Genomic DNA, 24,619 nt, shown 5'->3' with positions numbered 1-24,619 from the left:
TTTCGAACCGGACATGAAAAAGGGCGCCACCCGCCGGGATGGCGCCCTTTTCGTTTGGGTACGGAGCCCCTTAGTTGGTCGGCGCCGGAGCCGGAGCTGCCGCCGCGGGAGCCGCCGCCGGCGTGTCGATCTTCACCGTCCACAGCTGGGCGAGGCGCTTGCGCGGGCCGACCACCGATGCAAAGCTCGCCTTGGCGCCGGCGGCGTCGCCGGCCAGCGCCTGCGCAACGCCCATGCGATAGGTCCACAATTCCTTGTCGCCGCCCGCCGCGAGTGCCGCCTTGTACAGCGGGATCGAATCGGCATAGCGACCGTAGCCGACCATCGCATCGCCGGTCGCGCCCGCGGTCTTGGCGACCGAAAGCGTCGAAGGTTTCGCGGCGTAAGCGGTCAGCGTCGATTCCTCGTCGCCGATGCGTTCGCTCTGGGTCTTGAGGACTTCGTCGAGCTTGGCGTCGGTCGCCTGGATAACCTTGCGGTCCTTGCCATATTTGATGACCGCGACGGCTTCGCCCGGCAGCGCGGCTTCGGTCGCAAGCGCCGCATATTCCAGATATTCGGGGCGCTGGAGCATCGCCCCAGTCGCGCGCATCAGGCGCAGCGTGTCGAGTCCGATTTCCTTGTTGTCGCCTGACTGCTGCAACAGGATGAACAGCGTCTGGCGCCACACTTCGGGCTGGCTGTAGTCGCGCAGACGCAACGTCATCAGGTCGACGACCTCATCGTGGCGCTTCGCCGCCTGCAGCTTCTGGATCGGGCGGACATAGAGCTCGTCCGACGGCCGCTGGCCAGCGGCGCGTGTGGCCTCGATCGAGGCTTTCGCCAACTCAACCGCCCTGTCGAGCTGATTGGTCTGCAAAAGGCTGTCGACCACGAACAGGTCTATCGCGGGTTCCTTGGAGCCGGCGGCCTTGGCGGCCTCGAGCCGCTGGATCGCCTTCGCATAGTCCTTGTCCTGATAGGCGAACTGACCCGAGAAGAAATTATAGGTCGCAACGCTTTCGGCGGGCGTGATGCCCGACGCCAGCATCTCGTCGAGCCCCTTGCCCTGCGTTGCCTTATCCTTGGTCAGGATACCGAGCTGCAGCGTGTAGAAGGCGATCCAATATTTGTCCTCGGGGGTCGATGCGGTGCCCTGCCCCTCGGCCAGCGCGGCCTGAAGCGCCGCCGAATCCTTGGCGTTGGTCGCGTCCATCATCTTTTTGACCGAGGGGCCGAACGCCTTGCTCGCTGCGATGGTCGCGCCCTTCTTGGCCTCTTCTTCCTTGCCCTTCTTCTTTTCCTTCTTGGGCTTGTCCTGCGCAGCCGCGGGGGTGGCCGACATCGCCATCAGCGCGCAGCCCAGCACAGCGGCCATGGCCGTCGCGGGCATCGAGCGGAAACGGGTGAACATCTGAAATCTCTCCTTCGATTCGGCCGCCGCGCGCATAGGCACGCGCAGGTTCGACCGCGCTCTAAACGCGGCTAAACCTCCGACGTTGCCATGGCAAGACAGGCCCGGTTGATTTTGCAATGACCGGGGGCGGCTGAACGGCGATTGAACCCCGTTCGTCGATAAGGTTCAGGCGATCGCGTCGATCGCCTGGTTGATTTCGCGCAGGACCGCCGGATCGCCGGGGGCGCCGGCCATCGCGGCTTCGGCGAGCTGGATCAGCGGGATGATGCCGAAGGTGGCGGCGAGCCCCTTCAGGCGAAGCGCCGCGACGTTCCAGTTGGCGTCGCAGCGGGCGCGGCGCATCAGGTCGCTGAGGTCGCGCGCGCTGCCGGTGAACGCGTTGCGCAGGTCGAGCGTCATCGCGGGATCGTCGCCGACCGCCGCGTTCAGATACCGATCAAGAGGGCCGCTATCGAACGACATTCCACAGCCTTGACAGTCCATGGTTAAGTTTCCGTTTCATGGCGGGCATTTGCTGCTAAGATGCGACTATGACGGGGGATAAAAAAATCGTCGGTTTGTGGCGGGAATCCGCGGCAAATCCGGATACGGACAGCCAGGCGGCGGAGCCGGTGGCAGCGGGCGCGGTCGTGCCCGAGGCAGAGGCGCCCGCGCCCGCCGAACGCGACTGGCTCGACATGTCGGCGCTCGCCGGCGAAGCGGACGTCGAGGACGCGACGGCAAGTCCGTCGGTCTGGCGCGACCGCATCGCCCCCGCCCTGCTGATCCTGCTCGGCCTCGTCTGGACCGTTTTCGCCGCTGCGGCGGCAACCGACAGCTTCGCGCGCGCGCCGGCGATGGCCGAATGGCCGGCGCTGGTCGCCACTATCGCGATGCCGCTGACCTTGCTCGCGGTGCTGTGGATGGCACTGTTGCGGTCGAGCCGATCCGAACAGGCACGTTTCGCGCGCGTCGCGACCGCGCTGCGCGACGAGAATGCGGCGCTCAACCAGTCGATGCACTCGCTCGGGCTCCATCTTGCCGATGCACAGCGCCAGCTTGCCGAACAGGCGACGACCGTCCAGCAGCTCGGACTCGATACCGTCGCGCGGCTGACCGAAAGCAGCGACAAGCTCGCCACCAATGCCTCGGTGATCGCCAACGCTCACGACCAGCTCGCACGGTCGAGCGATGTCGCGATGCAGCGGATGGACGGTCTGCTCGCCGGCCTGCCGCGCATCGACGATGTCGCGCAGCGGCTCGCGGGCAATTTCCGCGAGGCGGGCCTCGTCGCGCACCAGCAGGGCGCGAGCCTCGAGGCGAAGCTCGCCGCGCTCGCCGAGGAAGCGGTCAAGGCCGCGCAGACCGGCGAAACGTCGGCGGCGACGCTGAACGATGCGATCGGATCGCTCGAAGCGCGGACCCGGCAGGCCGAAACCGACCTGCTCGCCGTATCGGCGCAGGTGACCGGCGCGCATGAAACGACGCTGGCACAGATCACGCAGGTCGCGACCGCGCTGCACCACGAACTGACCTCGACCGTCGATGCGATGGGCGCGCGGCTGGGCGAGACCTGGCAGCAGTTCCGCGACGGCGTCGCGACCTCCGCCGGTCAGCTCGACGACCGGCTCGCGGTCGCGCGCGATGCGAGCGACGCTATCGGCGCGCGCCTGGCGGCGCATGGCGAGGCGAGCGAGCAATTGGCCGCGCAGGTCACCGGGCACGTCGCCGAAATCGGCGATCGGCTGGAGTTCCTCGACGTCAGCGTTTCGGCGAGCGCCGGCGTGATCGGACGCGCCATCGACGACACCAAGTCGCAGCTCGCGGCTTTCATGCAACAGGCCGAGGCCGGCAACGGCACCGCGCACCAGTTGATCACCCACGCCGAATCGCTGCTGCTCGCGCTCGACGCGGTGACGCGCGAACTCGACGAATCGCTGCCGCACGCGCTGGAACGCATCGCGTCGCACGGCAAGGTGACCCGCACGACGCTCGGCGACCTGCGCCCGATGCTCGAAGCCTCCGAACTTGTCGCGCAATCGACGCTGTCGCATGTCAACGCGGTGCAGGCGACGCTCGCGTCGAACGAAACCCAGATGACGGGTCATGCGGAAAGCCAGCAGGCGCTGGTCGAACGGATCAACGCGTCGCTCGCCGAGGCCGATACCGCGCTCGCCAGGCTGCGCGACGGGGCCGACCAGTTCGCCGAACAGGGCGGCGCCAGGATGATCGCGACGCTGGGCGCGGTGCGCGAGACCGCCGAGTCGGCCGCGAGCCAGGCGCAGCAGACGCTCGAAGCGCTCGTCGCGGGCGCGCGCGAGGCGATGCAGTCGACCGCCACCGAGGCGATCGACGCCGCGTTCCGCACCGAGATCATGAGCCAGCTCGACGCGATCGGCGAAGCGTCCGAACGCGCGGTCGCAGCGGCGAACAACGCCACCGACCGGCTGATGCGCCAGCTGATCACGATCATGGACACCAGCGCCAATGTCGAGGCGCGCGCCGCCGAGGCCGAACAGGCGATCGCGGCGTCGGACCGCGATTCGCTGGCGAAGCAGGTCGGCCTGCTCACCGAATCGCTGAAATCGACCGCGATCGACGTCACCAAGATCCTGTCGAGCGAAGTCAGCGACACCGCATGGGACGCCTATCTCAAGGGCGACCGCGGGGTGTTCGCACGGCGCGCGGTCAAGCTGGTCGAGAATAGCGAGGCGAAGGAAATCCTGCGCGTCTATCAGAACGACGACGCCTTCCACGCCTCGGTGAACCAGTTCATCCACGATTTCGAGGCGATGCTGCGGCTGTTGATGGGTGCGCGCGACGGGTCGGCGATCAGCGTCACCCTGCTGTCGTCGGATATCGGCAAGCTCTATGTCGCGCTGGCGCAGGCGATCGACCGGTTGCGGGGCTAGAACGCGTCGTTGCGAGCGAAGCGAAGCAATCCAGAGCGGTTGCCGCAGACTCCGGATTGTCGCGTCGCCTGCGCCTCCCCGCAATGACGGGGTGATTTAGGCGCGCCCGCTCAGCACATTGGGGTCGGCCCAGCCGTTCACATAGGCCACATAATAGATGGCGAAGCAGATCGCCGCCGCGATCGTCATCTGGGCGAGGACGCGCTTCGGGCGGAAGGTCGCGGGGGCGCCGCGATCCTGCCCCGCGATCAGCGGCGCGGCCTCGTCCTCGGCCCGGCGACCATGGAAGGGCAGCACGAAAAAGGCGCTGAACACCCAGAAGAGAGTGAAGATCGCGAGCGCGGAGGTCCATTTCATGGTGCCGCTCCTTACAGGTCGACCAGCATGACGTCGACCACCGGTTTCTTGCCGGTCCAGTCGGTCGCGATGCGGCGGACGCCGAGGCGGATCGCCTCGCGCTGCTTGTCGCGATCCTTGGAGGGTGCGCGCGCCGCCATCGCGGCGGCCTCGCGCATCTCGTCCACGAACGCCTCGCGATCGTCCTCGACCGGGACGCCGCGATAGCTGACCGCACTTTCGGTGAACTTGCCCTTGGTGAAGATCGCCGCGACGGTGATATGGCCGTTGACCGACAGCTTGCGCCGTTCGTTGATCGTCTCGCCGTCGGCGGGCAGGATGACATCGCCGTCGAGGATCAGGCGCCCCGAGTGAACGCGCTCGACGATCTTCGCCGGACCGGGCGCCAGGCGGACAAGGTCGCCATTTTCCTGGATCAGCGCGTCGGGCACGCCGCGTTCGAGCGCAAAGCGCGCCTGTTCGTGCATGTGACGGATCTCGCCATGCACGGGCACCACGAGCCTGGGGCGGAGCCAGCCATAGAGCGCGGCGAGTTCGGGCTGGCCGGGGTGGCCGCTGACATGGATATGCGCCTGCTTCTCGGTCACGGTCAGCACGTCCTTGGCGGCGAGCTGGTTCATGATCCGCCCGATCGCGACTTCGTTGCCCGGGATCTGCTTCGACGAGAAAACGACGGTGTCGCCGGCCTCGAGCTTGATCTGATGGCTGTCGGACGCCATGCGCGCGAGCGCGGCGCGCGGTTCGCCCTGCCCGCCGGTGGCGATCACCATCACCTTGTTTCGCGGCAGGCGCATCGCCTCGTCGAAATCGACCGTCGGCGGGAAATCCTTGAGATAGCCGACCGAGCGCGCGACGCCGAGGATGCGGTCGAGCGAGCGGCCCGCGACGCACAAAGTGCGCCCCGTCGCCCGGGCGACCTCGCCCAGCGTCTTGAGCCGCGCCGCGTTGGAAGCGAAGGTGGTGACGATCACCCGGCCCTTCGCCGCACCGACCGCGGTCGACAGCCCGTCGAACAGTCCGCCCTCGCTGCCCGACGCCTCGGGATTGAAGGCGTTGGTCGAATCGCCGACGAGCACGTCGATGCCCTCGTCGCCGAGCTTGGTGAGCGCGGCGGCCGACGAGGGCTTGCCCAGCACCGGGTCGTCGTCGAGTTTCCAGTCGCCGGTGTGAAAGACGCGGCCATAGGGCGTGTCGATCACCGCCGCGCTCATCTCGAGGATCGAGTGGGCGAGCGGCACGAAGCGGATCCCGAAGGGGCCGAGCTGGAATTGGGCGTCGATGTCGACGACATGGACCTTGACCTGCTTTTCCAGCCCTTCCTCGATCAGCTTGCCCGAGATCAGCCCCGCGGTGAAGCGGTTGGCATAGAGCGGCACGCCGAGGTCGGCGGCGAGATAGGGCAAGGCGCCGATATGATCCTCGTGCCCGTGGGTCAGGACGATGCCGAGCAGGTCCTTTTTGCGGTCCTCGATAAATTCGAGGTCGGGCATGATGATGTCGATGCCCGGATAATCATGGGTGCCGAAGGTCACGCCGAGGTCGAGCATGATCCATTTGCCGTCGCAGCCGTAGAGATTGGCGTTCATGCCGATCTCGCCCGAGCCGCCGAGCGCGAGGAAAAGCAGTTCCTTGCCGGGTTTGGTCATGCCGCGTTCCGTTGATTGTACAAATGCATTAATCCATTGAGAGTGAGGTCGGGGTCGATGCGGTCGAACAGGTGCGCCTGCTCGTCGAACAGAGTGGCGAGGCCGCCGGTCGCGATCACGGTGAGCGGTTTGCCGATTTCGGCCTTCAGGCGCGCGATCAGACCCTCCATCATCGAGACATAGCCCCAATAGACGCCGATCAGCATCTGGCTTTCGGTGGTGCGGCCGATGACGCTCGGGCTGGCGGGCGCCTCGATCGCGATGCGCGGGAGTTTGGCGGCGGCAGCGACCAGCGCTTCAAGCGACAGATTGACGCCCGGCGCGATGATGCCGCCGAGATAGGCGCCGTCGGGACCGATATGGTCGAGCGTCGTCGCGGTGCCGAAGCTGATGACCAGCTTGTCCTTGCCCGGCTCGAGCGCCTGCGCCGAAATCGCGTTGACCGCGCGGTCGGCACCAACCGAGCGCGGCTCGTCGACCTTGAGCGCGATGCCCCAGGTCACCGGCTCGCGGCCCGCGACGAGCGCGTCGACGCCGAAATATTTATGCGCGAGCAATTGCAGATTGTGGAGCGCGCGCGGGACGACGGTCGAGATGATCACGGCATCGACCTGGCTGCGGTCGTGCCCCTCGATACGCAGCAACTGGTCGAGCCAGACCATATATTCGTCGGCGGTGCGGCGATCGTCGGTCGCGATGCGCCAGCGCGCGAGCAGCTCGGTTCCCCGGAACAGCGCGAATTTGGCGTTGGTGTTGCCGACATCGATCGCGAGCAGCACGGCTATTTCCCCTCTTCGAGCGGTCGGCGCAGTTCGATGTCGCCGGCATGGACCAACATGGTCTCGCCGCCGTCGCGGCGCAAGCGCAGCGCACCGTCGGGAGCCAGGCCGTCGAAAACACCGTCGATCCCCTGTTCGGACACGCGCAGCGGGGTGCCGACGCGATGCGCCTGCGGCAGCCAGGCGGCAATGATGCGACCGATGCCTTCCTGTCGCCAGGTCCACAGCGCGTCGGTCATCGCGATCGCGAGCGCGTCGGCGAAGCGGTCGCGATCGAGGCTGGCACCCTTGTCGCTGAGCGTCGCGGTCGGGCGATCGGGCAGTTCGGGCGCGGCGACGAGGTTCACCCCGATGCCGATCACGATGCTGTTGCCGGTGCGCTCCATCAATATGCCCGCGCATTTGGCGCCGTCAACCAGCAGGTCGTTCGGCCATTTGAGCTGTGCGCCAAGACCGGGTGCGAGCGCCGCGACGGCTTTCGCCAGCGCCACCCCGGCGACGAGCGCCAGCGTCGCGGGCGACGGGTCGCCGGCGGTCAGATGGACCACGGTCGAGCCCATGAAATTGCCCTGCCCGTCGTTCCACCCGCGCCCCAGGCGACCGCGACCCGCGGTCTGGCGGTCGGCGACGAGCCAATGCCCCTCGCCCACATGCTCGCCGCTGGCCAGCCGCGCCAGCAGGTCGGCGTTGGTCGAACCTGTCTCGGCGATCCGCTCTATCGGCGGAATCAGAACAGCACCGACGCGGCGCTGGCCGATGCGATGGCCAGCAGCGGAATGAAGAGATAGCCGATCACCGACAGCCACAGCGCGCTGACCGTCATCAGCACCCGTTCGACCGGCGCGGCCGGGGCCGCGAATTCGGTGTCGGAGGGGTCGTCGAACACCATCGTCTTGATGACCATGATATAATAATACGCTCCGATGACGGACGCGACGATGCCGGCGACCGCGAGCGGCACGAGGTTGGCGTTCACCGCGGCCTGGAACACCAGCAATTTGGGCCAGAAGCCGAACAGCGGCGGGATGCCCGCGAGGCTGAGCAGGAACACCGACATCGCGGCGGCGAGCCAGCCGCGCTTGCTGGCGAGGCCCGCCATCGCGGGGATGCTCTCGACGGCATTGCCGTCCGTATCGCGCAGCTGCAGCACGACGAGGAAAGCGCCGAGCGTGGTCACCACGTAAACCACCAAATAGGTCAGCACGCCCTCGACCCCCGCCTGCGTTCCCGCGGCGAGACCGATGAGCATGAAGCCGACGTTGTTGATCGACGAATAGGCAAGCAGGCGCTTGATATTCTTCTGCCCGATCGCGCCGACCGCGCCGAGGATGATCGAGGCGAGCGCGAGGAAGATGACGATCTGTTGCCAGGCACCGACCGCGGGGCCCATCGCGTCGATGACGACGCGCGTCATCAGTGCCATCGCCGCCACTTTCGGCGCGCTGGCAAAGAAGGCGGTGACCGGGGTCGGCGCGCCTTCATAGACGTCGGGGGTCCACATATGGAACGGCACGGCGCTGATCTTGAACGCGAGGCCCGCGAGCACGAAGACGATGCCGAAGATCAGCCCGGCGTTGAGCTGACCGCCCATCGCGGTGGCGATGCCGGCGAAATCGGTGGTGCCGCTGAATCCGTAGAGCAAGGAGATGCCATAGAGCAGCATGCCCGACGCGAGCGCGCCGAGGACGAAATATTTGAGCCCGGCCTCGCTCGACCGCTCGTCGTTGCGCATGAAGCTGGCGAGCACATAGGCGGCGAGGCTGTTGAGTTCGAGCCCGACATACAGCGTCATCAGGTCGCGCGACGAGGCCATGATCCCCATGCCGAGCGCGGCGAACAGGATCAGCACCGGGTATTCGGCGCGCATACCGCCCGCGAAGAAACGCGGCGCGATGAGGATCGACACGGCGCTGGCGCCATAGATGATCAGCTTGGCGAACCCGCCGAACGCATCGACCGACAGCGTGCCCGAGAAGACCGAGGCGTTGACCCCGAACAGCGCGACCACCGCGACCGTCGCGGCGGCGAGCGTCAGCAGCGCGGCGAGCTGGTACAGCCCGACCTGGCGATCGCCGAGGAAGGTGCCGAGCATCAGCGTGATCAGCCCGCCGATCGTCAGGATCAGTTCGGGCCAGACGAGCATGAGATCGGCGGTCATTGGACGCCTCCCGCATGATGCGCTTCGCCGGCGGCGGCCTTGCCATGGTCGGCGGCGGCCTTGGGCTTGCCGGCGCTGACATGCGCGTCACCGGCGGGCTTGGCCGGGGCGAGGCGCGCGACCACGGTGGTCACGTCGCCGCGCATCGGCGCGAGGAAGCTTTCGGGATAGACGCCCATCCACAGCGCCACGGCGGCCAGCGGCACCATGATCGCCCATTCGCGGGGGTTGAGATCGGGCATCGCCTTCACATCGTCCTTGGTGAGTGCGCCGAACACGATCCGGCGGTAGAGATAGAGCATGTACGCGGCGCCGAGGATGATGCCGGTGGTGCAGACGAAGGCAACCCAGCTCGACGATTCATAGATGCCCGCGATGCTGAGGAATTCGCCGACGAAACCGCTGGTGCCCGGCAGGCCGATCGACGCCATGGTGAACAGCATGAAGAACAGCCCATAGGCCGGCATGTTCACCGCGAGCCCGCCGTAACGGTCGATCTCGCGCGTGTGGAGCCGGTCATAGATCACCCCGACACAGAAGAAGAGCGCGGCCGAGACGACGCCATGGCTGAGCATGACGATCATCGCGCCCTCGATGCCCTGCTGGTTGAAGGCGAACAGGCCGGCGGTGACGATCGCCATGTGGGCGACCGACGAATAAGCGATCAGCTTCTTCATGTCGCTCTGCACCAGCGCGACGAGGCTGGTGTAGACCACCGCGACCATCGACAGCGCGAAGACGATCCACATCAGCTGCGCCGAGGCGTCGGGGAACATCGGCATCATAAAGCGGATGAAACCGTAACCGCCCATCTTGAGCAGCACGCCCGCGAGGATCATCGAACCCGCGGTCGGCGCCTGGACGTGCGCGTCGGGAAGCCAGGTGTGGACGGGCCACATCGGCATCTTGACCGCGAGGCTGGCGAAGAAGGCGAGCCACAGCCAGGTCTGCATTTCGACCGGGAAGTTGTAGTTCATCAGCGTCGGGATGTCGCTCGTTCCGGCTTCAGCGATCATCGCGATCATCGCGATCAGCATCAGCACCGATCCGAGCAGCGTGTAGAGGAAGAATTTGAACGCCGCATATTTGCGGTTCGCGCCGCCCCAGATGCCGATGATGAAATACATCGGGATCAAGCCGGCTTCGAAGAAGATGTAGAAGAGCAGCAGATCCTGCGCCGCAAAGACGCCGATCATGACGACTTCCATGATCAGGAACATCGCCATGTAGAGGCCGACGCGCTTGGTGATCGCTTCCCAGCTGGCGAGAATGCACAAGGGCATCAGGAAGGTGCTGAGCAGGATGAGCATCAGCGCGAGGCCGTCGATACCGAGTTTCCACGCGAAAGCCTGACCGAACAGGTCGGCGCTTTCGGTGAACTGCCACTGGGCACCGCCGATGTCGAACTGCGCCCATAGCAGGACGCCGAGCGCGAGGTTGACCAGCGTCGCACCGAGCGCGACCCAGCGTGCCTGTTGATCGCCGACGAAGAGGCAAGCGATGGCGGCGACCGCGGGAACCGCGAGCAGCAGCGAAAGAATGGGAAAGCCGCTCACAGGAACTTCACCATGGCCCAGCTGGCCAGACCGACAAGGCCGAGCAGCATCACGAACGCATATCCATAAACATAACCCGATTGCAGCCGCACCGCGAGCCGCGTGCCGCCCTGGACGAGCGCCGCCGCACCATCGGGACCGAAACGGTCGATGGTCTGTTCATCGCCGCGCTTCCAGAAGAAGCGGCCGATCGCGAACGCGGGCTTGACGAAGACGATGTCGTACAGCTCGTCGAAATACCATTTGCGGTAGAGGAAATTGTGCAGCAGCCCGAACTGCGCGACGAAGCGCGCGGGCAGACTGGTGTTGCGGATATAGCTGTTCCACGCGAGGAACAGCCCGATCGCCATCACCGTGAACGGCGTCCATTTGACCCACAGAGGCACTTCGTGCGCGGCGTGCATCAGATGCGCGTCGAACGCCAGCATGCTGCCCTGCCAGAAGGCAGTGCCTTCCTCCGGATAGATGAACTGATGGTGGAAGGCGATGCCGGCGAACACGGCGCCGATCGACAGCAGGATGAGCGGGATCAGCATCGTGATCGGGCTTTCGTGCGGGTGATAACCCGCGGTGCCGTCGCCCGAAACGCCATGGTGCGCGTCGTGATGATGATCGTCATGCGCATGATCGTCATGGCCGTGGCCATGCGCGTCGTGGACCGCATGCTGGATATGCTCGCTCTGCTCCCAGCGCGCCTTGCCATAGAAGGTCAGGAAGACGAGGCGCCACGAATAGAAGCTGGTGAGGAACGCCACGAAGATGCCGACCCAGAAAGCCACCACGCCGCCGCCACCGCTGGCGAATGCCGCCTCGAGAATGCCGTCCTTCGAATAGAAGCCGGCAAAACCCACGACGCCCGCGATGCCGACGCCGGTGATCGCCAGCGTGCCGAGCATCATCGCCCAATAGGTGATCGGGATCTGTTTCCGCAGATTGCCGTAATAGCGCATATCCTGTTCATGGTGCATCGCATGGATCACCGAACCGGCGCCGAGGAACAGCAAAGCCTTGAAGAAGGCGTGCGTGAACAGGTGGAACATCGCGGCGCCATAAGCGCCCGCGCCCGCTGCGAAGAACATGTAGCCGAGCTGCGAACAGGTCGAATAAGCGATGACGCGCTTGATGTCCCATTGGGTCGTCGCGACGGTCGCCGCGAAGAAGCAGGTCGCGGCGCCGACGAACATCACGACGCCCTGCGCGACCGGCGCGGTCTCGAACATCGGTGACAGGCGGCAGACCATGAAGACGCCCGCGGTGACCATCGTCGCGGCGTGGATCAGCGCCGACACCGGGGTCGGACCCTCCATCGCGTCGGGAAGCCAGGTGTGCAGGCCAAGCTGCGCCGACTTGCCCATCGCGCCGATGAACAGCAGCAGGCAGAGGATCGTCATCGTGTCGAGACGCATGCCGAGGAAGGTGATGCTGCTGCCCGCCATGCCCGGCGCGGCATTGAGGATGTCGGGGATCGACACGGTGCCGAACACCAGGAAGGTGCCGAAGATGCCGAGCATGAAGCCGAGATCGCCGACGCGGTTGACGACGAACGCCTTGATCGCCGCGGCATTGGCGCTCGGTTTCTTGTACCAGAAACCGATCAGCAGATAGGAGGCGAGACCGACGCCTTCCCAGCCGAAGAACATCTGGACGAGGTTGTTCGCGGTCACCAGCATCAGCATCGCGAAGGTGAAGAGCGAGAGATAGGCGAAGAAGCGCGGCTGGTCCGGATCCTCCTCCATATAGCCCCAGCTATAGAGGTGGACGAGCGCCGAGACCGTCGTGATGACGACGAGCATCACCGCGGTCAGCGTGTCGACGCGCAGCTCCCAGTTGAACTGGAGCGCGCCCGAACTGACCCAGTGCAGCACGGTGACGACCTCGGCCGTGCCATTGCCCCACACGAAGGACAGGAAGATCGGCCAGCTCAAGGCGCAGCTGGTGAACAGCGCACCGGTGGTGACCAGCTTCGACGCGAACGGGCCGATGGCCCGCTGGCCGAGGCCTGCGACAAGCGCCGCGAGCAGCGGCAGGAATACGATCGCCTGAATCACCGGCTTACCCCTTCATCCGGTTGGCGTCATCGACCGCAATGGTGCCGCGGCCGCGGAAATAGATCACGAGAATGGCGAGCCCGATCGCGGCCTCGCCGGCAGCGACGGTCAGCACGAACATCGCGAACACCTGTCCGACGAGATCGCCGAGCGCGGCGCTGAACGCGACGAGGTTGATGTTCACCGCGAGCAGGATCAGCTCGATCGCCATCAGGATGACGATGATATTTTTGCGGTTGATGAAGATGCCGAGCACGCCGAGCGTGAACAGCACGGCACTGACCGCGAGATAATGGCCAACCGAGATCACAGCTCAACCCCCTGCCCGACGCCCGGGTCGACGAGGCGCGTGGCATCCTCGGGACGGCGCTGGTTCTGCAACGAAATATTCTGGGTGCGCGCGCCGCCGCGCTGGCGGTGGGTCAGCACGATCGCACCGATCATGGCCACCAGCAGCACGATGCCCGCCGCCTCGAACAGGAAGATATACTTCGTGTAGAGCAGTTCGCCGATCTGCTGGATATTGCTCTTGTCGGCGACCGCGGGCGCGGCGCGCGCCGCGAGATCGATCCCGCCCGCGCTCCACGCGCCGACCGCGAAGATCAGTTCGGCGGCGAGGATGATCGCGACGAGCGCGCCGAGCGGCAGATAGCGCACAAAGCCGGCGCGCAATTCGGCGAAATCGATGTCGAGCATCATCACGACGAACAGGAACAGCACCGCGACCGCGCCGACATAGACGATGACGAGCAGCATCGCGATGAACTCGGCCCCCGCGAGCAGCATGAGACCCGCCGCGTTGAAGAAGGCGAGAATCAGCCACATCACGCTGTGGACCGGATTGCGCGCGAAAATCACCATCGCGGCGGACGCGATGACGAGCGTGGCGAACAGGTAGAAGGCGAAGAGCTGGATCATGTGCGCGCGCCCTTACCGGTAGGGCGCGTCGGCGGCAAGATTCGCCGCGATCGCGCGTTCCCATTTGTCGCCATTGGCGAGCAGCTTGGCCTTGTCATAGAGCAGTTCCTCGCGCGTTTCGGTCGCGAATTCGAAGTTCGGCCCCTCGACCACCGCATCGACCGGGCACGCTTCCTGGCAGAAGCCGCAATAGATGCACTTGGTCATGTCGATGTCGTAGCGCGTCGTGCGGCGCGAGCCGTCGTCGCGCGGTTCGGCCTCGATCGTGATCGCCTGCGCCGGGCACACCGCTTCGCACAGCTTGCACGCGATGCAGCGTTCCTCGCCATTCGGATAACGGCGCAGCGCATGCTCGCCGCGGAAGCGCGGGCTGAGCGGGTTCTTCTCGAACGGATAGTTGATCGTCGCCTTGGGCTTGAAGAAATATTTGAGCGTGAGGGCGTGCGCCTTCACGAATTCCCACAAGGTGAAGCTTTTGACGAGATGGGTGATGGTGGTCATGGGAATCAGTTCCCGACAGCGTTAGAATTGTTAAACTGGCAAAAGCCGACGTAGTATTTTGGTATATTCCGCCAGTGCCCATGATCGGTAACCTCCGCAGCCATTGCGCCCGGTCCCGATTTATAAGTCGGCGTTACAAGTGTCATGGACGTTATAATTTTACCATCTCCCGACACGTCAACGAACTCACCTCTTCCTACTGTCCAAGTAGCGCTGAACGTACCGGAAAAAGTGTCCCTTTTATCGGATTTGAAGTTGACCCTCGGGTATCGTTTGCCTTCAACGACATCTGTCTGCGTTAGCTCGCCTTGCAGATGAGTCGCTTCGCCCTTCTCATCCTTCAACTCGCACCGGATCGTCCCACTGGTCGGCGCGGGCGGCGGCGGCGGAACGAATATCGGTTCCCGAGCAGCAGCCTGCAGCAGCAGCGGAAGCGTCAAGCTCGCGATCACGCCGCATACCTCGTCAGCATCAGCCAGCCCGAGATCAGGAAGATCCAGATCAGCGAGATCGGCAGGAAGACCTTCCACCCCAGCCGCATCAGCTGGTCGTAGCGGTAGCGCGGGACGGTCGCCTTGACCCAGCTGAACACGAAGAAGAAGAAGAGGATCTTGCCGAACAGCCACACCCAGCCCGGAATGTCGAACCAGGGGATCAGGTCGATGTTGAGCGGCGGCAACCAGCCGCCCCAGAACAGCACCGCGTTGAGCGTGCACATCAGCAGGACGTTGGCATATTCGCCGAGCCAGAAGAGCGCGAAGGCCATCGACGAATATTCGGTCTGATAGCCCGCGACGAGTTCCGATTCCGCTTCGGTCAGGTCGAACGGCGCGCGCGCGGTTTCGGCGAGCGACGAGATCAGGAACATCACCGCGAGCGGGAAGAGCAGCAGGTTGAAGCCGAAGGCGTTGACGAAGCCGAGCCCGAAGCCTTCCTGCGCCTTGATAATCTCGTTCAGGTTGAAGCTGTCGGCATAGAGCACGACCCCGATCAGGATGAACCCGATGGAGACTTCATAGCTGATCATCTGCGCCGAGGCGCGCATCGCGGAAAAGAAAGGATATTTCGAGTTCGACGCCCAGCCCGACAGGATCACGCCATAGACGCCGAGCGACGAGATCGCGAGGATGTAGAGCAGCCCGACGTTGATGTCGGCGAGCACCGCGCCCGCATTGAACGGGATCACCGCCCACGCCATCAGCGCGACGGTGAAGGTGATGATCGGCGCGCTCAGGAACAGCCCGCGGTTCGCACCGGTCGGGATGATCGTTTCCTGCAGGAACACTTTCAGCCCGTCGGCGAACGACTGGAGCAGGCCGAAGGGGCCGACAACGTTCGGGCCGCGGCGCAGCGCGATCGCCGCCCAGATCTTGCGGTCGGCATAAATGATCATCGCGACGCTGAGCATCAGCGGCAGCGCGATGAGCAGGATGCCGGCGATCGTCGCGACACCCCACGCCCAGGTCGGGTCCATGCCCCACGAGATGAAGGTATCGGTCATTTCTTCGCGCCGTCCTGGTTTTTCCAACCATTATGCGGGCCGGGCTTCTCACTCTTGGGCGCGTTGAAACCGCGCCAGACGGCGTAGCCCATGCCGACAAGCAGGGTGCTGGCGATGATATGCACCGGGGTCATTCCGCGGCCTCCGCAAAGGTGACGCCATGGACCAGCTCTTCCGAGCAGCGCTGCATCGTCGGCGACGCGCGGCAGATGGCGTTGGTGAGATAGAAATCCTTGACCGGCGACGGGATCGCACGGGCCTCGGGCTTGGTCGGCAGCTTGGGAACCGTCCAGCCATAGTCGGCAAGCCCCTCGACGCCCAGCGCGGGCACCGCGGCGATCATCGCGGCGCGGCATTCGGCAAAGCTGTCGAAGCCGACGTTGACGCCGAGCGCGTCAGCCAAAGCCCTGAAAATGCTCCAGTCCTCGCGCGCATCGCCGGGGGCGAACACCGCCTTGTCGCTGCGCTGGACGCGGCCCTCGGTGTTGACCGTGGTGAAGTCCTTTTCGGTCCATGCCGCGGCGGGCAGGATGATATCGGCGGCGTGCGCGCCCTTGTCGCCATGATGGCCGACATAGACTTTCAGCGTGTCGGCGAAGGCGGTGAAATCGACCTCGTCGGCGCCGAGGAAGAAGGCGAGCTTCGGCTTCGCCGCGATCACGTCCTTGATTCCGCCGGGCAGGCCGTAGCCGAGCATCAGCGCGCCCATGCGCGCGGCCGAGAAATGGACGACGTTGAAGCCGTTCCAGCCGTCCTTGACCGCGTTCACCGCCTTGGCGAGCGCGAGGCCGGCACCATGGACGCCGGGCACCGACAGCGCGCCGCCGCCGAAGATCAACATCGGCCGTTCGGCGCCCTTCAGCGCATCGGTGACAGGCTTCGGCAGCTTCGCGACCAGCGCGGCGTCGTCGCCGAGCCATTCGGTCTTGTAGGTGAGGTCGGTTTCGGGGCCGATCGCGAAGACCTTGGCGCCCTTCTTCCACACCGCCTTGCGGACGCGCGTGTTGATCAGCGGCGCTTCCCAGCGCAGGTTCGTGCCGACGAGCAGGATCACGTCGGCGTTCTCCGCCTCGGCGATCGTGGTGTTGAAATTGACCGCCGACAGGCTGGTGACGTCGTAATCGAGCCCGGTCTGGCGCCCTTCGAGCAGCGTGCCGCCGAGCGCGTTGACCAGCGATTTCGCCGCGAACATCGTCTCGCAATCGGCGAGGTCGCCCGCGATCGCGGCGACCGACGATCCGGCGTTGACCGCCTTGATCGCCGCGAACGCCTCGGCCCAGCTGGCGGGCTGGAGCGCGCCATTCACCCGAACATAAGGCTGATCGAGGCGCCGGCGGACGAGGCCGTCGACATGGTGGCGCGTCTTGTCGTTCGCCCATTCCTCGTTCACATCGTCGTTGACCCGCGGCAAAACCCGCAGCACCTGACGCCCGCGGGCGTCGATGCGGACATTGGTGCCGACCGCGTCCATCATGTCGATGCCGAGCGTCTTGGTCAGCTCCCACGGACGCGCCTCGAACGCATAGGGCTTGCTGGTGAGCGCGCCGACCGGGCAGAGGTCGACGACATTGCCCGACAACTCACTCTGCACCGCATTTTCAAGGTAGCTGGTGATCTGCATATTCTCGCCGCGATAGATCGCGCCGATATCCTCGACCCCCGCGACTTCCTCGGCAAAACGGACGCAGCGCGTGCACTGGATGCAGCGGGTCATCACCGTCTTGACGATGGGGCCCATATATTTTTCGGTGACCGCGCGCTTGTTCTCGTCGTAACGCGTCGCGCCGCGGCCATAGGCGACCGACTGGTCCTGCAAGTCGCATTCGCCGCCCTGGTCGCAGATCGGGCAGTCGAGCGGGTGGTTGATAAGCAGGAACTCCATCACCCCTTCGCGCGCCTTCTTGACCATCGGGCTGTCGGTCTTGATCACCTGCCCTTCGGCAGCGGGCAGCGCGCAGCTGGCCTGCGGCTTCGGCGGACCGGGCGCAACCTCGACGAGGCACATGCGGCAATTGCCGGCGATCGACAGGCGTTCGTGATAGCAAAAGCGCGGGATTTCCTTCCCCGCCAGCTCGCACGCCTGCAGGACGGTTGCGCCCTGCGGGACGTCGAGTTCTACGCCGTCTACGGTTACTTTAGGCATCGTTTTCCACCAAAATCGTAATGTTCCCCGTGTCGGAGATCGCCATGAACTGATCGTCCGGGACGTAAACCGCACCCAGTTTCTTCCGCAGCACCTTTAACTCTTTCTCGTCCGCCGCCGCCGCCGCCGCGAAGGTTCCACATTTTGAAACGATGCGCGGTTCGAGCTTGTCCCATCGCGGTTGCGCGGTCTTGAGCAGCGGGCGTTTTCGGAATTTCGCCTTGGCAAAATTGACCATGAACTTGTGGTCGCCCGTCGCCGACGCGACCTTGTAGCTGCACTGCGCCCAGGCGCGCACGGTCGGCGTCACCTTGACGCACGCCTGCGCGGGCACCGCGAAATGCAGCGCACCCAGCATGGCCAAGGTCGAGGCGGCGGCGCGCAGCATCAGCTCTCTTGCGCTTTGAGCAGGCGGAAACTCGCGGTGGCGACGATCGAGCGGAGGCCCGCGACGCTCGTTTCGAGCTTCACGTCCTGCGCACAGAGTTTGACGACGGGCAGCAATTTGGTCGCGGCCTGCGTTTCGCCGTCGGATCCGACTTCGGTCGCGAACAGCGCGGCGACTTCGTCGGGGGTCGAGCGCGCGACGCACATCGCGACCTTGTCCGACGGCGCAAAAGTCGCGGCTTCCTTGCCCGTCGCGGCCTTGGCCAGCCGCGCCTTGAGCGGTGTAGCCTCGCGCGCCATCATCGCTTCGGCGAGCGCGGCGGCGAAGGGCAGGTTCTGCCCGCGCAGCCGTTCGCCGCGCGTGCCGACCTGCCGCGCGCACAGCTCGTTCGTGCGGACGAGGTTGCGCAGACCGTTGCCGTAGGAGGTCTGGCGAAAATCCTGCGTCAGCAGGTCGGCGACCTTATCGGGACTTTTTTCGGCGACGCACACGGCATAGCGCGCGAGCGTCTGACGCGCATCGGGATCGGCCTTGCTGATCGCGCCATTCTGCTCGCGCTCGGGGTCGGGCCACGGCGCCGGCGTATTGTCGACTTGCGGCGCCCGTTCGGGCGCCTGCGCTGCGGCAAGAAGAGCGAATGCAAGCGCGATCATTGCGTAGCTCCCACTTCGACAACCGGTTGGAAATATTGGACGATAGGCTTCACTCCGCCGCCTCCAACGCACCGCCATTGTCGCGAATACGGCGTTCGAGTTCGGGGCGGAAGTGCTTGATCAGGCCCTGGATCGGCCAGGCCGCGGCGTCGCCGAGCGCGCAGATGGTGTGGCCTTCGACCTGCTTGGTCACGTCAAACAGCATGTCGATTTCGCTGATGTCGGCGTCGCCGGTGCGCAGCCGTTCCATCACGCGCCACATCCAGCCGGTGCCTTCGCGGCACGGCGTGCACTGGCCGCAGCTTTCATGCTTGTAGAAGTAACTGATGCGGCTGATCGCCTGGACGACGTCGGTCGACTTGTCCATGACGATGGCGGCGGCGGTGCCGAGACCCGATCCGACCGCCTTCAGCCCGTCGAAATCCATCGGGCAGTCCATGATTTCAGCCGCCGGAACCAGCGGGACCGACGAACCGCCGGGGATCACGGCGAGCAGATTGTCCCAGCCGCCGCGGATGCCGCCGCAATGCTTGTCGATCAGCTCGCGGAAGGGAATGCTCATCTCTTCCTCGACGACGCACGGGCGCTCGACATGGCCCGAGATCTGGAAGAGCTTGGTGCCCTTGTTGTTCTCGCGCCCGAAGCTTGAGAACCACGACGCGCCGCGGCGCAGGATCGTCGGGACGACCGCGATGCTCTCGACATTGTTGACCGTCGTCGGACAGCCATAGAGACCAGCACCCGCCGGGAACGGCGGTTTCAGGCGCGGCTGGCCCTTCTTGCCCTCGAGGCTTTCGATCATCGCTGTTTCTTCGCCGCAGATATAGGCGCCGGCGCCGCGATGAACGAAGACGTCGAAGTCGTAACCCGACTTGGCGGCGTTCTTGCCGAGCAGGCCGGCGTCATAAGCCTCCTGCACCGCGGCGAAGAGCGTCTCGGCCTCGCGGATGAACTCGCCGCGGATGTAGATATAGGCAGCGCGCGCGCGCATCGCGAAGCCGGCGATCAGCGCGCCTTCGATCAGCTTGTGCGGATCGTGGCGAATGATCTCGCGATCCTTGCACGACCCCGGCTCGGATTCGTCGGCGTTGATGACGAGGAAGCTCGGGCGGTCGGCGCGCGGCTCCTTTGGCATGAACGACCATTTCAGGCCGGTCGGGAAGCCCGCACCGCCGCGGCCGCGCAGGCCCGACGCCTTGATCTCCTCGATGATCGCGTCCTGGCCGCGCTTCATCAGGTCTTTCGTCTTGTCCCAATCCCCGCGCATCTGCGCGGATTTGAGGTTCCACGGCTGGAAACCGTAGATGTTGGTGAAGATGCGATCCTTGTCGGCGAGCATTAGCGGCGCTTTCCGAAAAGCCGTTCGGCGAGGAAATAGATGACGAGGATGACCGCGACGACGATCGCGATCTGCGCCAGATTGATCGCCACCTTGGCCGCCAGCGAAAGCAGCACGCACGCCACAATCACGAAGATCAGCAGGACGATCAGTTGGATGAGCTTTTGCACTTGCATTACCAGGCCTTCCGATAGTCGTGGTTGGCCTTGACCATCTCGACCAGCGTCGTCGGGCCGCCCTGCGGCTCGCTGGTGTGGCGATCGGCGAGCTGGGTTCCCGCCTTCGGCGTCTCGCCCGCCGCCAGCGCATCGAGGATCGCGGCGGTGCGGTCGAAATCGAGGTCTTCGTAATTGTCGTCGTTGATCTGGACCATCGGCGCGTTGGTGCAGGTGCCCATGCACTCGACCTCGGTCAGCGTGAACAGGCCGTCGGGCGTGGTCTTCCCCTTGACCATGCCGCGGTTCTTGCATGCAGCCATCACATCGTCCGACCCGCGCAGCAGGCACGGCGTCGTCCCGCACACCTGGACATGATAGCGGCCGACGGGGGCCATATTGTACATGGTGTAGAAGGTCGCGACCTCATAGGCGCGGATGAAGGGCATTTCGAGCTGGCTCGCGACATATTCGATCACCGGCACGGGCAGCCAGCCCTGCGTCTGCGTCTCGGCGCCGACCTGACGCTGCGCGAGGTCGAGCAAAGGCATCACCGCCGAGCGCTGGCGCCCCGCAGGATAGCGCGCGATGATGCCCTTCGCCTTTTCAGCATTTTCGGCGGTCCAGACGAACGCGCCCCAGCGCGCGCGAACTTCGGCCTCATCGGGGATTTGGGGGGCGTCGGCCATTAGCGGACAAACTCCACACGCGACACCTTGTCGCCTTCGAAACTATAGATGGACATGACCTCGAACGGGTCGGCCTCCGGCGAGCGAGCGACCTTTTCGTGCAGGACGACGAAATCGCCCAGCGTGTAGCCCGAGAGGATTTCGGCGCGGTTCTGCGGAAATTCGGCGAACATCGCCTTCAGCCCGTCGCGCACGCCTTCCCTGCCGTCGCGAACGACCGCACCGCGATAGCCGGCCTCGGCCGCGTCGTCGGTCATCAGCGCGACATAGGCGTCGGCATCCTGCGCATTGTAATGCGCGATCATCGTCTCGGCGATGTCCAGCTTGCTCACCGGTCGCACTCCCCGAACACGACGTCGATCGCGCCGATGATCGCGGTGGTGTCGGCGAGCATATGGCCCTTCGACATCATATCCATCGCCTGCAGGTGCGAGAACGCCGTCGGGCGGATCTTGCAGCGGTACGGCTTGTTGCTGCCGTCGCTGACGAGGTAGACGCCAAATTCGCCCTTGGGGCTTTCGGTCGCCACATAAACTTCGCCCGCGGGGACGTGGAAGCCCTCGGTGTAGAGCTTGAAGTGATGGATCAGCGATTCCATCGACTGCTTCATCTCGCCGCGCTTCGGCGGCACGACCTTGCGGTCGAGGCTGGCGATCGGGCCGGTGGGCATGTCGCGCAGGCACTGCTTGATGATCTTCGCCGACTGATAGACTTCCTCGACGCGGACCATGAAGCGGTCGTAGCAGTCGCCGCGGGTGCCGACCGGAATGTCGAAATCCATCTGGGCATAGGCGTCATAAGGCTGCGACTTGCGCAGGTCCCAGGCGATGCCGCTGCCGCGGATCATCGGGCCCGAGAAGCCCCAGGCCAGCGCGTCTTCCTTGCTCACCGTCGCGATGTCGACGTTGCGCTGCTTGAAGATGCGGTTGTCGATGACGAGGCTCATCGCGTCGCCGAACAATTCGGGCAGGCGCTTTTCGACCCATTCGCCGATGTCGACGAGCAGCTTTTCGGGGACATCCTGATGCACGCCGCCGGGGCGGAACCACGCCGAGTGCATGCGGGCGCCCGACGCGCGTTCGAAGAAGTTGAGGCAATCCTCGCGCAGTTCGAACACCCACAGGTTCGGGGTCATCGCGCCGACGTCCATGACGTGGCTGCCGATGTTGAGCATATGGTTGCAGATGCGCGTCAGCTCGGCGAACAAGACGCGCAGATATTGCGCGCGCGCCGGTACTTCGAGGTCGAGCAATTTCTCGATCGCGAGCACATAGCTATGCTCCATCGCGAGCGGCGAGCAATAGTCGAGCCGGTCGAAATAGGGCAAAGCCTGAAGATAGGTCTTATACTCGATCAGCTTTTCGGTGCCGCGGTGGAGCAAGCCGACATGCGGATCGACGCGCTCGATGATCTCGCCATCGAGTTCGAGCACAAGACGCAACACGCCGTGCGCCGCGGGATGCTGCGGCCCGAAGTTGATCGTGTAGTTCGTGACGACCTGGTCGCCCGCGGTGTTCGCGGTATCTACCGGATAGCCTTCGAACATGTCGCCGCCGTGGTGCTTCACATAGGGAGAGTCGGTCATGCGTCACCTCCGTCCGTCTTGGCAGCTTTGGGCTTGCGCGGCGCGCGCGGCTTGGCCGGGGCCTTTTCCGCCTTGGTCGTCGCGGGCGTCTTGGCGGGCTTGGTCGCCGCCTTCGCGCTCGCGCCGTCGCGGCTGGTTTTCGCAGCCTTCAGATTGGTCTTCGCGCCAGCGCCGGTCTGCGCCGGGGTTTCGGTGGTTTTGGGAGTCGGCGGCGGCGGGGCCTTCGCCTTGTCGTCGGCCGCCTTGACCTCTTTCGCGGTCATCGGCGTCGGCGCGCCCTTGCCGGGCGCCTCGCCCGTACCGCCGGCCTTTTCGTCGCCGGGCAGCACATAGTCGGCGCCTTCCCACGGCGACATGAAGTCGAAATTGCGGAAATCCTGCGCGAGCCGCACGGGTTCATAGACGACGCGCTTGTCCTCTTCGCTGTAGCGCAGCTCGGTATAACCGGTCAGCGGGAAGTCCTTGCGCTGCGGATGGCCCTGGAACCCATAGTCGGTCAGGATGCGGCGCAGGTCGGGGTTGCCCGCGAACAGCACGCCGTACATGTCGAACACCTCGCGCTCGAGCCAGCCGGCGTTCGGCCAGACGGGAACGATCGTCGGCACCGGCGTCGCCTCGTCGGTCGAGACGCGGACGCGCAGGCGGTGGTTCTTCGTGACGCTGAGCAGGTGATAGACGACCTCGAAGCGCTCAGGCCGGTCGGGATAGTCGACCCCGGCGATCTCCATCATCTGCTGATAGTCGAGATTGTCGCGCAGCGCGATCATCACCGCGGCGATCGCGTCGCGATCCACCGTGATGCTGTCCTCGTCGGCGGCAAAATCATGCGCGAGCAAATCCTTGCCAAGCAGCGCCTTGAGCGCAGCAGCAAGGCCCGACTGCGGGGCGACCAAAGGAGCAGGATGACCCATCAGCGTTCGATCGTTCCGGTGCGGCGGATCTTCCGCTGCAATTGCATCACGCCATAGAGCAAGGCTTCGGCGGTCGGCGGGCAACCGGGGACATAGATGTCGACGGGCACGATGCGGTCGCAGCCGCGCACCACCGAATAGCTATAGTGATAATAGCCGCCGCCATTGGCGCAGCTGCCCATCGAGATGACGTATTTGGGGTTCGACATCTGGTCGTACACGCGGCGCAGCGCGGGCGCCATCTTGTTGCACAGCGTGCCCGCGACGATCATCACGTCCGACTGGCGCGGCGAGGCGCGCGGCGCGGCGCCGAAGCGTTCCATGTCGTAACGCGGCATGTTGACGTGGATCATCTCGACCGCGCAGCACGCGAGGCCGAAGGTCATCCACCACAGCGAGCCGGTGCGCGCCCAGTTGAACAGATCCTCGGTCGAAGTGACGAGGAAGCCCTTGTCGCCGACCTCGTTGTTGAGGTCGTCGAAAAAGCCCGCATCGGGATTCGTCCCGGGCGCCACCGGCATCTGGCCGGGCATCAGGATGCTCGAATTGCTCATTCCCAATCCAGCGCCCCTTTCTTCCATGCATAAACAAGGCCGAGTGCGAGTTCGGCGAGGAAAATCATCATCGTCGCCCAGCCGGCCCAGCCGATTTCCTCGAGGCTCACCGCCCAGGGAAAGAGGAAGGCCGCTTCGAGATCGAAGATGATGAAAAGAATGGCGACGAGATAAAAGCGCACGTCGAACTGGCTGCGCGCGTCCTCGAACGCGGGGAAGCCGCATTCATATTCGGTCAGCTTCGCCGGATCGGGCTGGTGCGCACCGGTCAGGCGGGAAACGCCCATCGGCAGGAACACGAATGCGGCCGACAGGCCGACAGCCACGAACAGGAAAATCAGGATCGGCAGATATTGCGTCAGGTCGACCATGGGAGCTCGCAGTTCATCTGTTGTCTGTTGGGGTGTTGGTCACCCTTTGTTGCGGGCGCTTTAGGCCAGCAAAGCGCCAC

At 65.0% G+C, this 24,619-nt stretch carries 26 protein-coding genes; 1 reads left to right on the top strand and 25 read right to left on the bottom strand.

What is annotated here, in order from left to right; translation table 11 throughout:
- Positions 1-70 precede the first annotated feature (70 nt).
- Positions 71-1,393, bottom strand: a complete 1,323-nt coding sequence (locus tag ASD67_RS21325) for a hypothetical protein (protein WP_056351333.1) — start codon at positions 1,391-1,393, stop codon at positions 71-73.
- Positions 1,394-1,561: 168 nt separating this feature from the next.
- Positions 1,562-1,858, bottom strand: coding sequence for a hypothetical protein (locus ASD67_RS21320; protein ID WP_056351331.1), 297 nt, complete (start codon positions 1,856-1,858; stop codon positions 1,562-1,564).
- Positions 1,859-2,007: 149 nt separating this feature from the next.
- Between ASD67_RS21320 and ASD67_RS21315 the strand changes: the two genes are divergently transcribed.
- Positions 2,008-4,287 (top strand): hypothetical protein, encoded by a 2,280-nt coding sequence (locus ASD67_RS21315; protein WP_235535777.1) that lies wholly within the window; start codon positions 2,008-2,010, stop codon positions 4,285-4,287.
- A 96-nt stretch (positions 4,288-4,383) separates the two neighbouring features.
- Here the strand turns inward: ASD67_RS21315 and ASD67_RS21310 are convergent, their stop codons facing one another.
- The 23 genes from ASD67_RS21310 to ASD67_RS21210 form a co-directional block, all read right to left on the bottom strand.
- On the bottom strand, positions 4,384-4,644 hold the full coding sequence (locus ASD67_RS21310; RefSeq protein WP_056351325.1) for a DUF1467 family protein: 261 nt from the start codon (positions 4,642-4,644) through the stop codon (positions 4,384-4,386).
- An 11-nt stretch (positions 4,645-4,655) separates the two neighbouring features.
- On the bottom strand, positions 4,656-6,290 hold the full coding sequence (locus ASD67_RS21305; RefSeq protein ID WP_056351321.1) for a ribonuclease J: 1,635 nt from the start codon (positions 6,288-6,290) through the stop codon (positions 4,656-4,658).
- The gene (locus tag ASD67_RS21300; protein ID WP_056351317.1) at positions 6,287-7,069 is read right to left on the bottom strand and encodes a type III pantothenate kinase; all 783 of its coding nucleotides are present in this window, start codon (positions 7,067-7,069) and stop codon (positions 6,287-6,289) included. Before ASD67_RS21300 ends, ASD67_RS21305 begins: the two co-directional genes overlap by 4 nt.
- Positions 7,070-7,071: 2 nt before the next feature.
- Positions 7,072-7,875 (bottom strand): biotin--[acetyl-CoA-carboxylase] ligase, encoded by an 804-nt coding sequence (locus tag ASD67_RS21295; protein ID WP_082545229.1) that lies wholly within the window; start codon positions 7,873-7,875, stop codon positions 7,072-7,074.
- A complete protein-coding gene (gene nuoN / locus ASD67_RS21290; RefSeq protein WP_056351314.1) occupies positions 7,797-9,227 on the bottom strand; it encodes an NADH-quinone oxidoreductase subunit NuoN in 1,431 nt (476 codons plus the stop codon). The genes ASD67_RS21295 and nuoN overlap by 79 nt, the downstream gene beginning before the upstream one ends.
- Positions 9,224-10,783 (bottom strand): NADH-quinone oxidoreductase subunit M, encoded by a 1,560-nt coding sequence (locus ASD67_RS21285; protein ID WP_056351312.1) that lies wholly within the window; start codon positions 10,781-10,783, stop codon positions 9,224-9,226. The genes nuoN and ASD67_RS21285 overlap by 4 nt, the downstream gene beginning before the upstream one ends.
- Positions 10,780-12,831 (bottom strand): NADH-quinone oxidoreductase subunit L, encoded by a 2,052-nt coding sequence (gene nuoL, locus ASD67_RS21280; RefSeq protein ID WP_056351309.1) that lies wholly within the window; start codon positions 12,829-12,831, stop codon positions 10,780-10,782. Before nuoL ends, ASD67_RS21285 begins: the two co-directional genes overlap by 4 nt.
- Positions 12,832-12,835: 4 nt before the next feature.
- Entirely contained in the window at positions 12,836-13,141 is a 306-nt protein-coding gene (gene nuoK, locus ASD67_RS21275; protein ID WP_053554267.1) for an NADH-quinone oxidoreductase subunit NuoK, read from the bottom strand.
- Entirely contained in the window at positions 13,138-13,749 is a 612-nt protein-coding gene (locus ASD67_RS21270; protein WP_056351307.1) for an NADH-quinone oxidoreductase subunit J, read from the bottom strand. Before ASD67_RS21270 ends, nuoK begins: the two co-directional genes overlap by 4 nt.
- A 12-nt stretch (positions 13,750-13,761) precedes the next feature.
- Positions 13,762-14,250 (bottom strand): NADH-quinone oxidoreductase subunit NuoI, encoded by a 489-nt coding sequence (nuoI, locus tag ASD67_RS21265; protein ID WP_056351306.1) that lies wholly within the window; start codon positions 14,248-14,250, stop codon positions 13,762-13,764.
- A gap of 448 nt (positions 14,251-14,698) precedes the next feature.
- Complete coding sequence (nuoH, locus tag ASD67_RS21260) at positions 14,699-15,751, bottom strand: NADH-quinone oxidoreductase subunit NuoH (protein WP_056351304.1); 1,053 nt, start codon at positions 15,749-15,751, stop codon at positions 14,699-14,701.
- Positions 15,748-15,885, bottom strand: coding sequence for a hypothetical protein (locus tag ASD67_RS23280; protein ID WP_156377816.1), 138 nt, complete (start codon positions 15,883-15,885; stop codon positions 15,748-15,750). Before ASD67_RS23280 ends, nuoH begins: the two co-directional genes overlap by 4 nt.
- Positions 15,882-17,894 carry an NADH-quinone oxidoreductase subunit NuoG gene (nuoG, locus tag ASD67_RS21255; RefSeq protein WP_056351302.1) on the bottom strand — a complete coding sequence of 671 codons (2,013 nt, stop codon included), beginning with the start codon at positions 17,892-17,894 and terminating at the stop codon, positions 15,882-15,884. The genes ASD67_RS23280 and nuoG overlap by 4 nt, the downstream gene beginning before the upstream one ends.
- Positions 17,887-18,282, bottom strand: a complete 396-nt coding sequence (locus tag ASD67_RS21250; protein WP_056351301.1) for a hypothetical protein — start codon at positions 18,280-18,282, stop codon at positions 17,887-17,889. The genes nuoG and ASD67_RS21250 overlap by 8 nt, the downstream gene beginning before the upstream one ends.
- Positions 18,282-18,935: a hypothetical protein gene (locus tag ASD67_RS21245; RefSeq protein ID WP_056351299.1), complete on the bottom strand. Its 654-nt coding sequence runs from the start codon at positions 18,933-18,935 to the stop codon at positions 18,282-18,284. The genes ASD67_RS21250 and ASD67_RS21245 overlap by 1 nt, the downstream gene beginning before the upstream one ends.
- Positions 18,936-18,984: 49 nt before the next feature.
- On the bottom strand, positions 18,985-20,274 hold the full coding sequence (gene nuoF / locus ASD67_RS21240; protein ID WP_056351297.1) for an NADH-quinone oxidoreductase subunit NuoF: 1,290 nt from the start codon (positions 20,272-20,274) through the stop codon (positions 18,985-18,987).
- Positions 20,274-20,444: a hypothetical protein gene (locus ASD67_RS23275; protein WP_156377815.1), complete on the bottom strand. Its 171-nt coding sequence runs from the start codon at positions 20,442-20,444 to the stop codon at positions 20,274-20,276. Before ASD67_RS23275 ends, nuoF begins: the two co-directional genes overlap by 1 nt.
- A gap of 5 nt (positions 20,445-20,449) precedes the next feature.
- Positions 20,450-21,118 (bottom strand): complex I 24 kDa subunit family protein, encoded by a 669-nt coding sequence (locus tag ASD67_RS21235; RefSeq protein ID WP_056351295.1) that lies wholly within the window; start codon positions 21,116-21,118, stop codon positions 20,450-20,452.
- Entirely contained in the window at positions 21,118-21,423 is a 306-nt protein-coding gene (locus ASD67_RS21230) for a nuclear transport factor 2 family protein (RefSeq protein ID WP_056352291.1), read from the bottom strand. The genes ASD67_RS21235 and ASD67_RS21230 overlap by 1 nt, the downstream gene beginning before the upstream one ends.
- A 23-nt stretch (positions 21,424-21,446) precedes the next feature.
- Positions 21,447-22,664, bottom strand: coding sequence for an NADH-quinone oxidoreductase subunit D (locus ASD67_RS21225; protein ID WP_200938102.1), 1,218 nt, complete (start codon positions 22,662-22,664; stop codon positions 21,447-21,449).
- Between the two features lie 35 nt (positions 22,665-22,699).
- Positions 22,700-23,614, bottom strand: a complete 915-nt coding sequence (locus tag ASD67_RS21220) for an NADH-quinone oxidoreductase subunit C (RefSeq protein ID WP_056351291.1) — start codon at positions 23,612-23,614, stop codon at positions 22,700-22,702.
- Positions 23,614-24,168: a NuoB/complex I 20 kDa subunit family protein gene (locus ASD67_RS21215; protein WP_156377814.1), complete on the bottom strand. Its 555-nt coding sequence runs from the start codon at positions 24,166-24,168 to the stop codon at positions 23,614-23,616. The genes ASD67_RS21220 and ASD67_RS21215 overlap by 1 nt, the downstream gene beginning before the upstream one ends.
- A complete protein-coding gene (locus ASD67_RS21210; protein ID WP_056351288.1) occupies positions 24,165-24,539 on the bottom strand; it encodes an NADH-quinone oxidoreductase subunit A in 375 nt (124 codons plus the stop codon). The genes ASD67_RS21215 and ASD67_RS21210 overlap by 4 nt, the downstream gene beginning before the upstream one ends.
- Positions 24,540-24,619 lie beyond the last annotated feature (80 nt).

Source organism: Sphingopyxis sp. Root1497, from assembly GCF_001427085.1.
Classification (GTDB): Bacteria; Pseudomonadota; Alphaproteobacteria; order Sphingomonadales; family Sphingomonadaceae; genus Sphingopyxis.
This window is presented reverse-complemented; position numbering and strand designations above follow the sequence as displayed.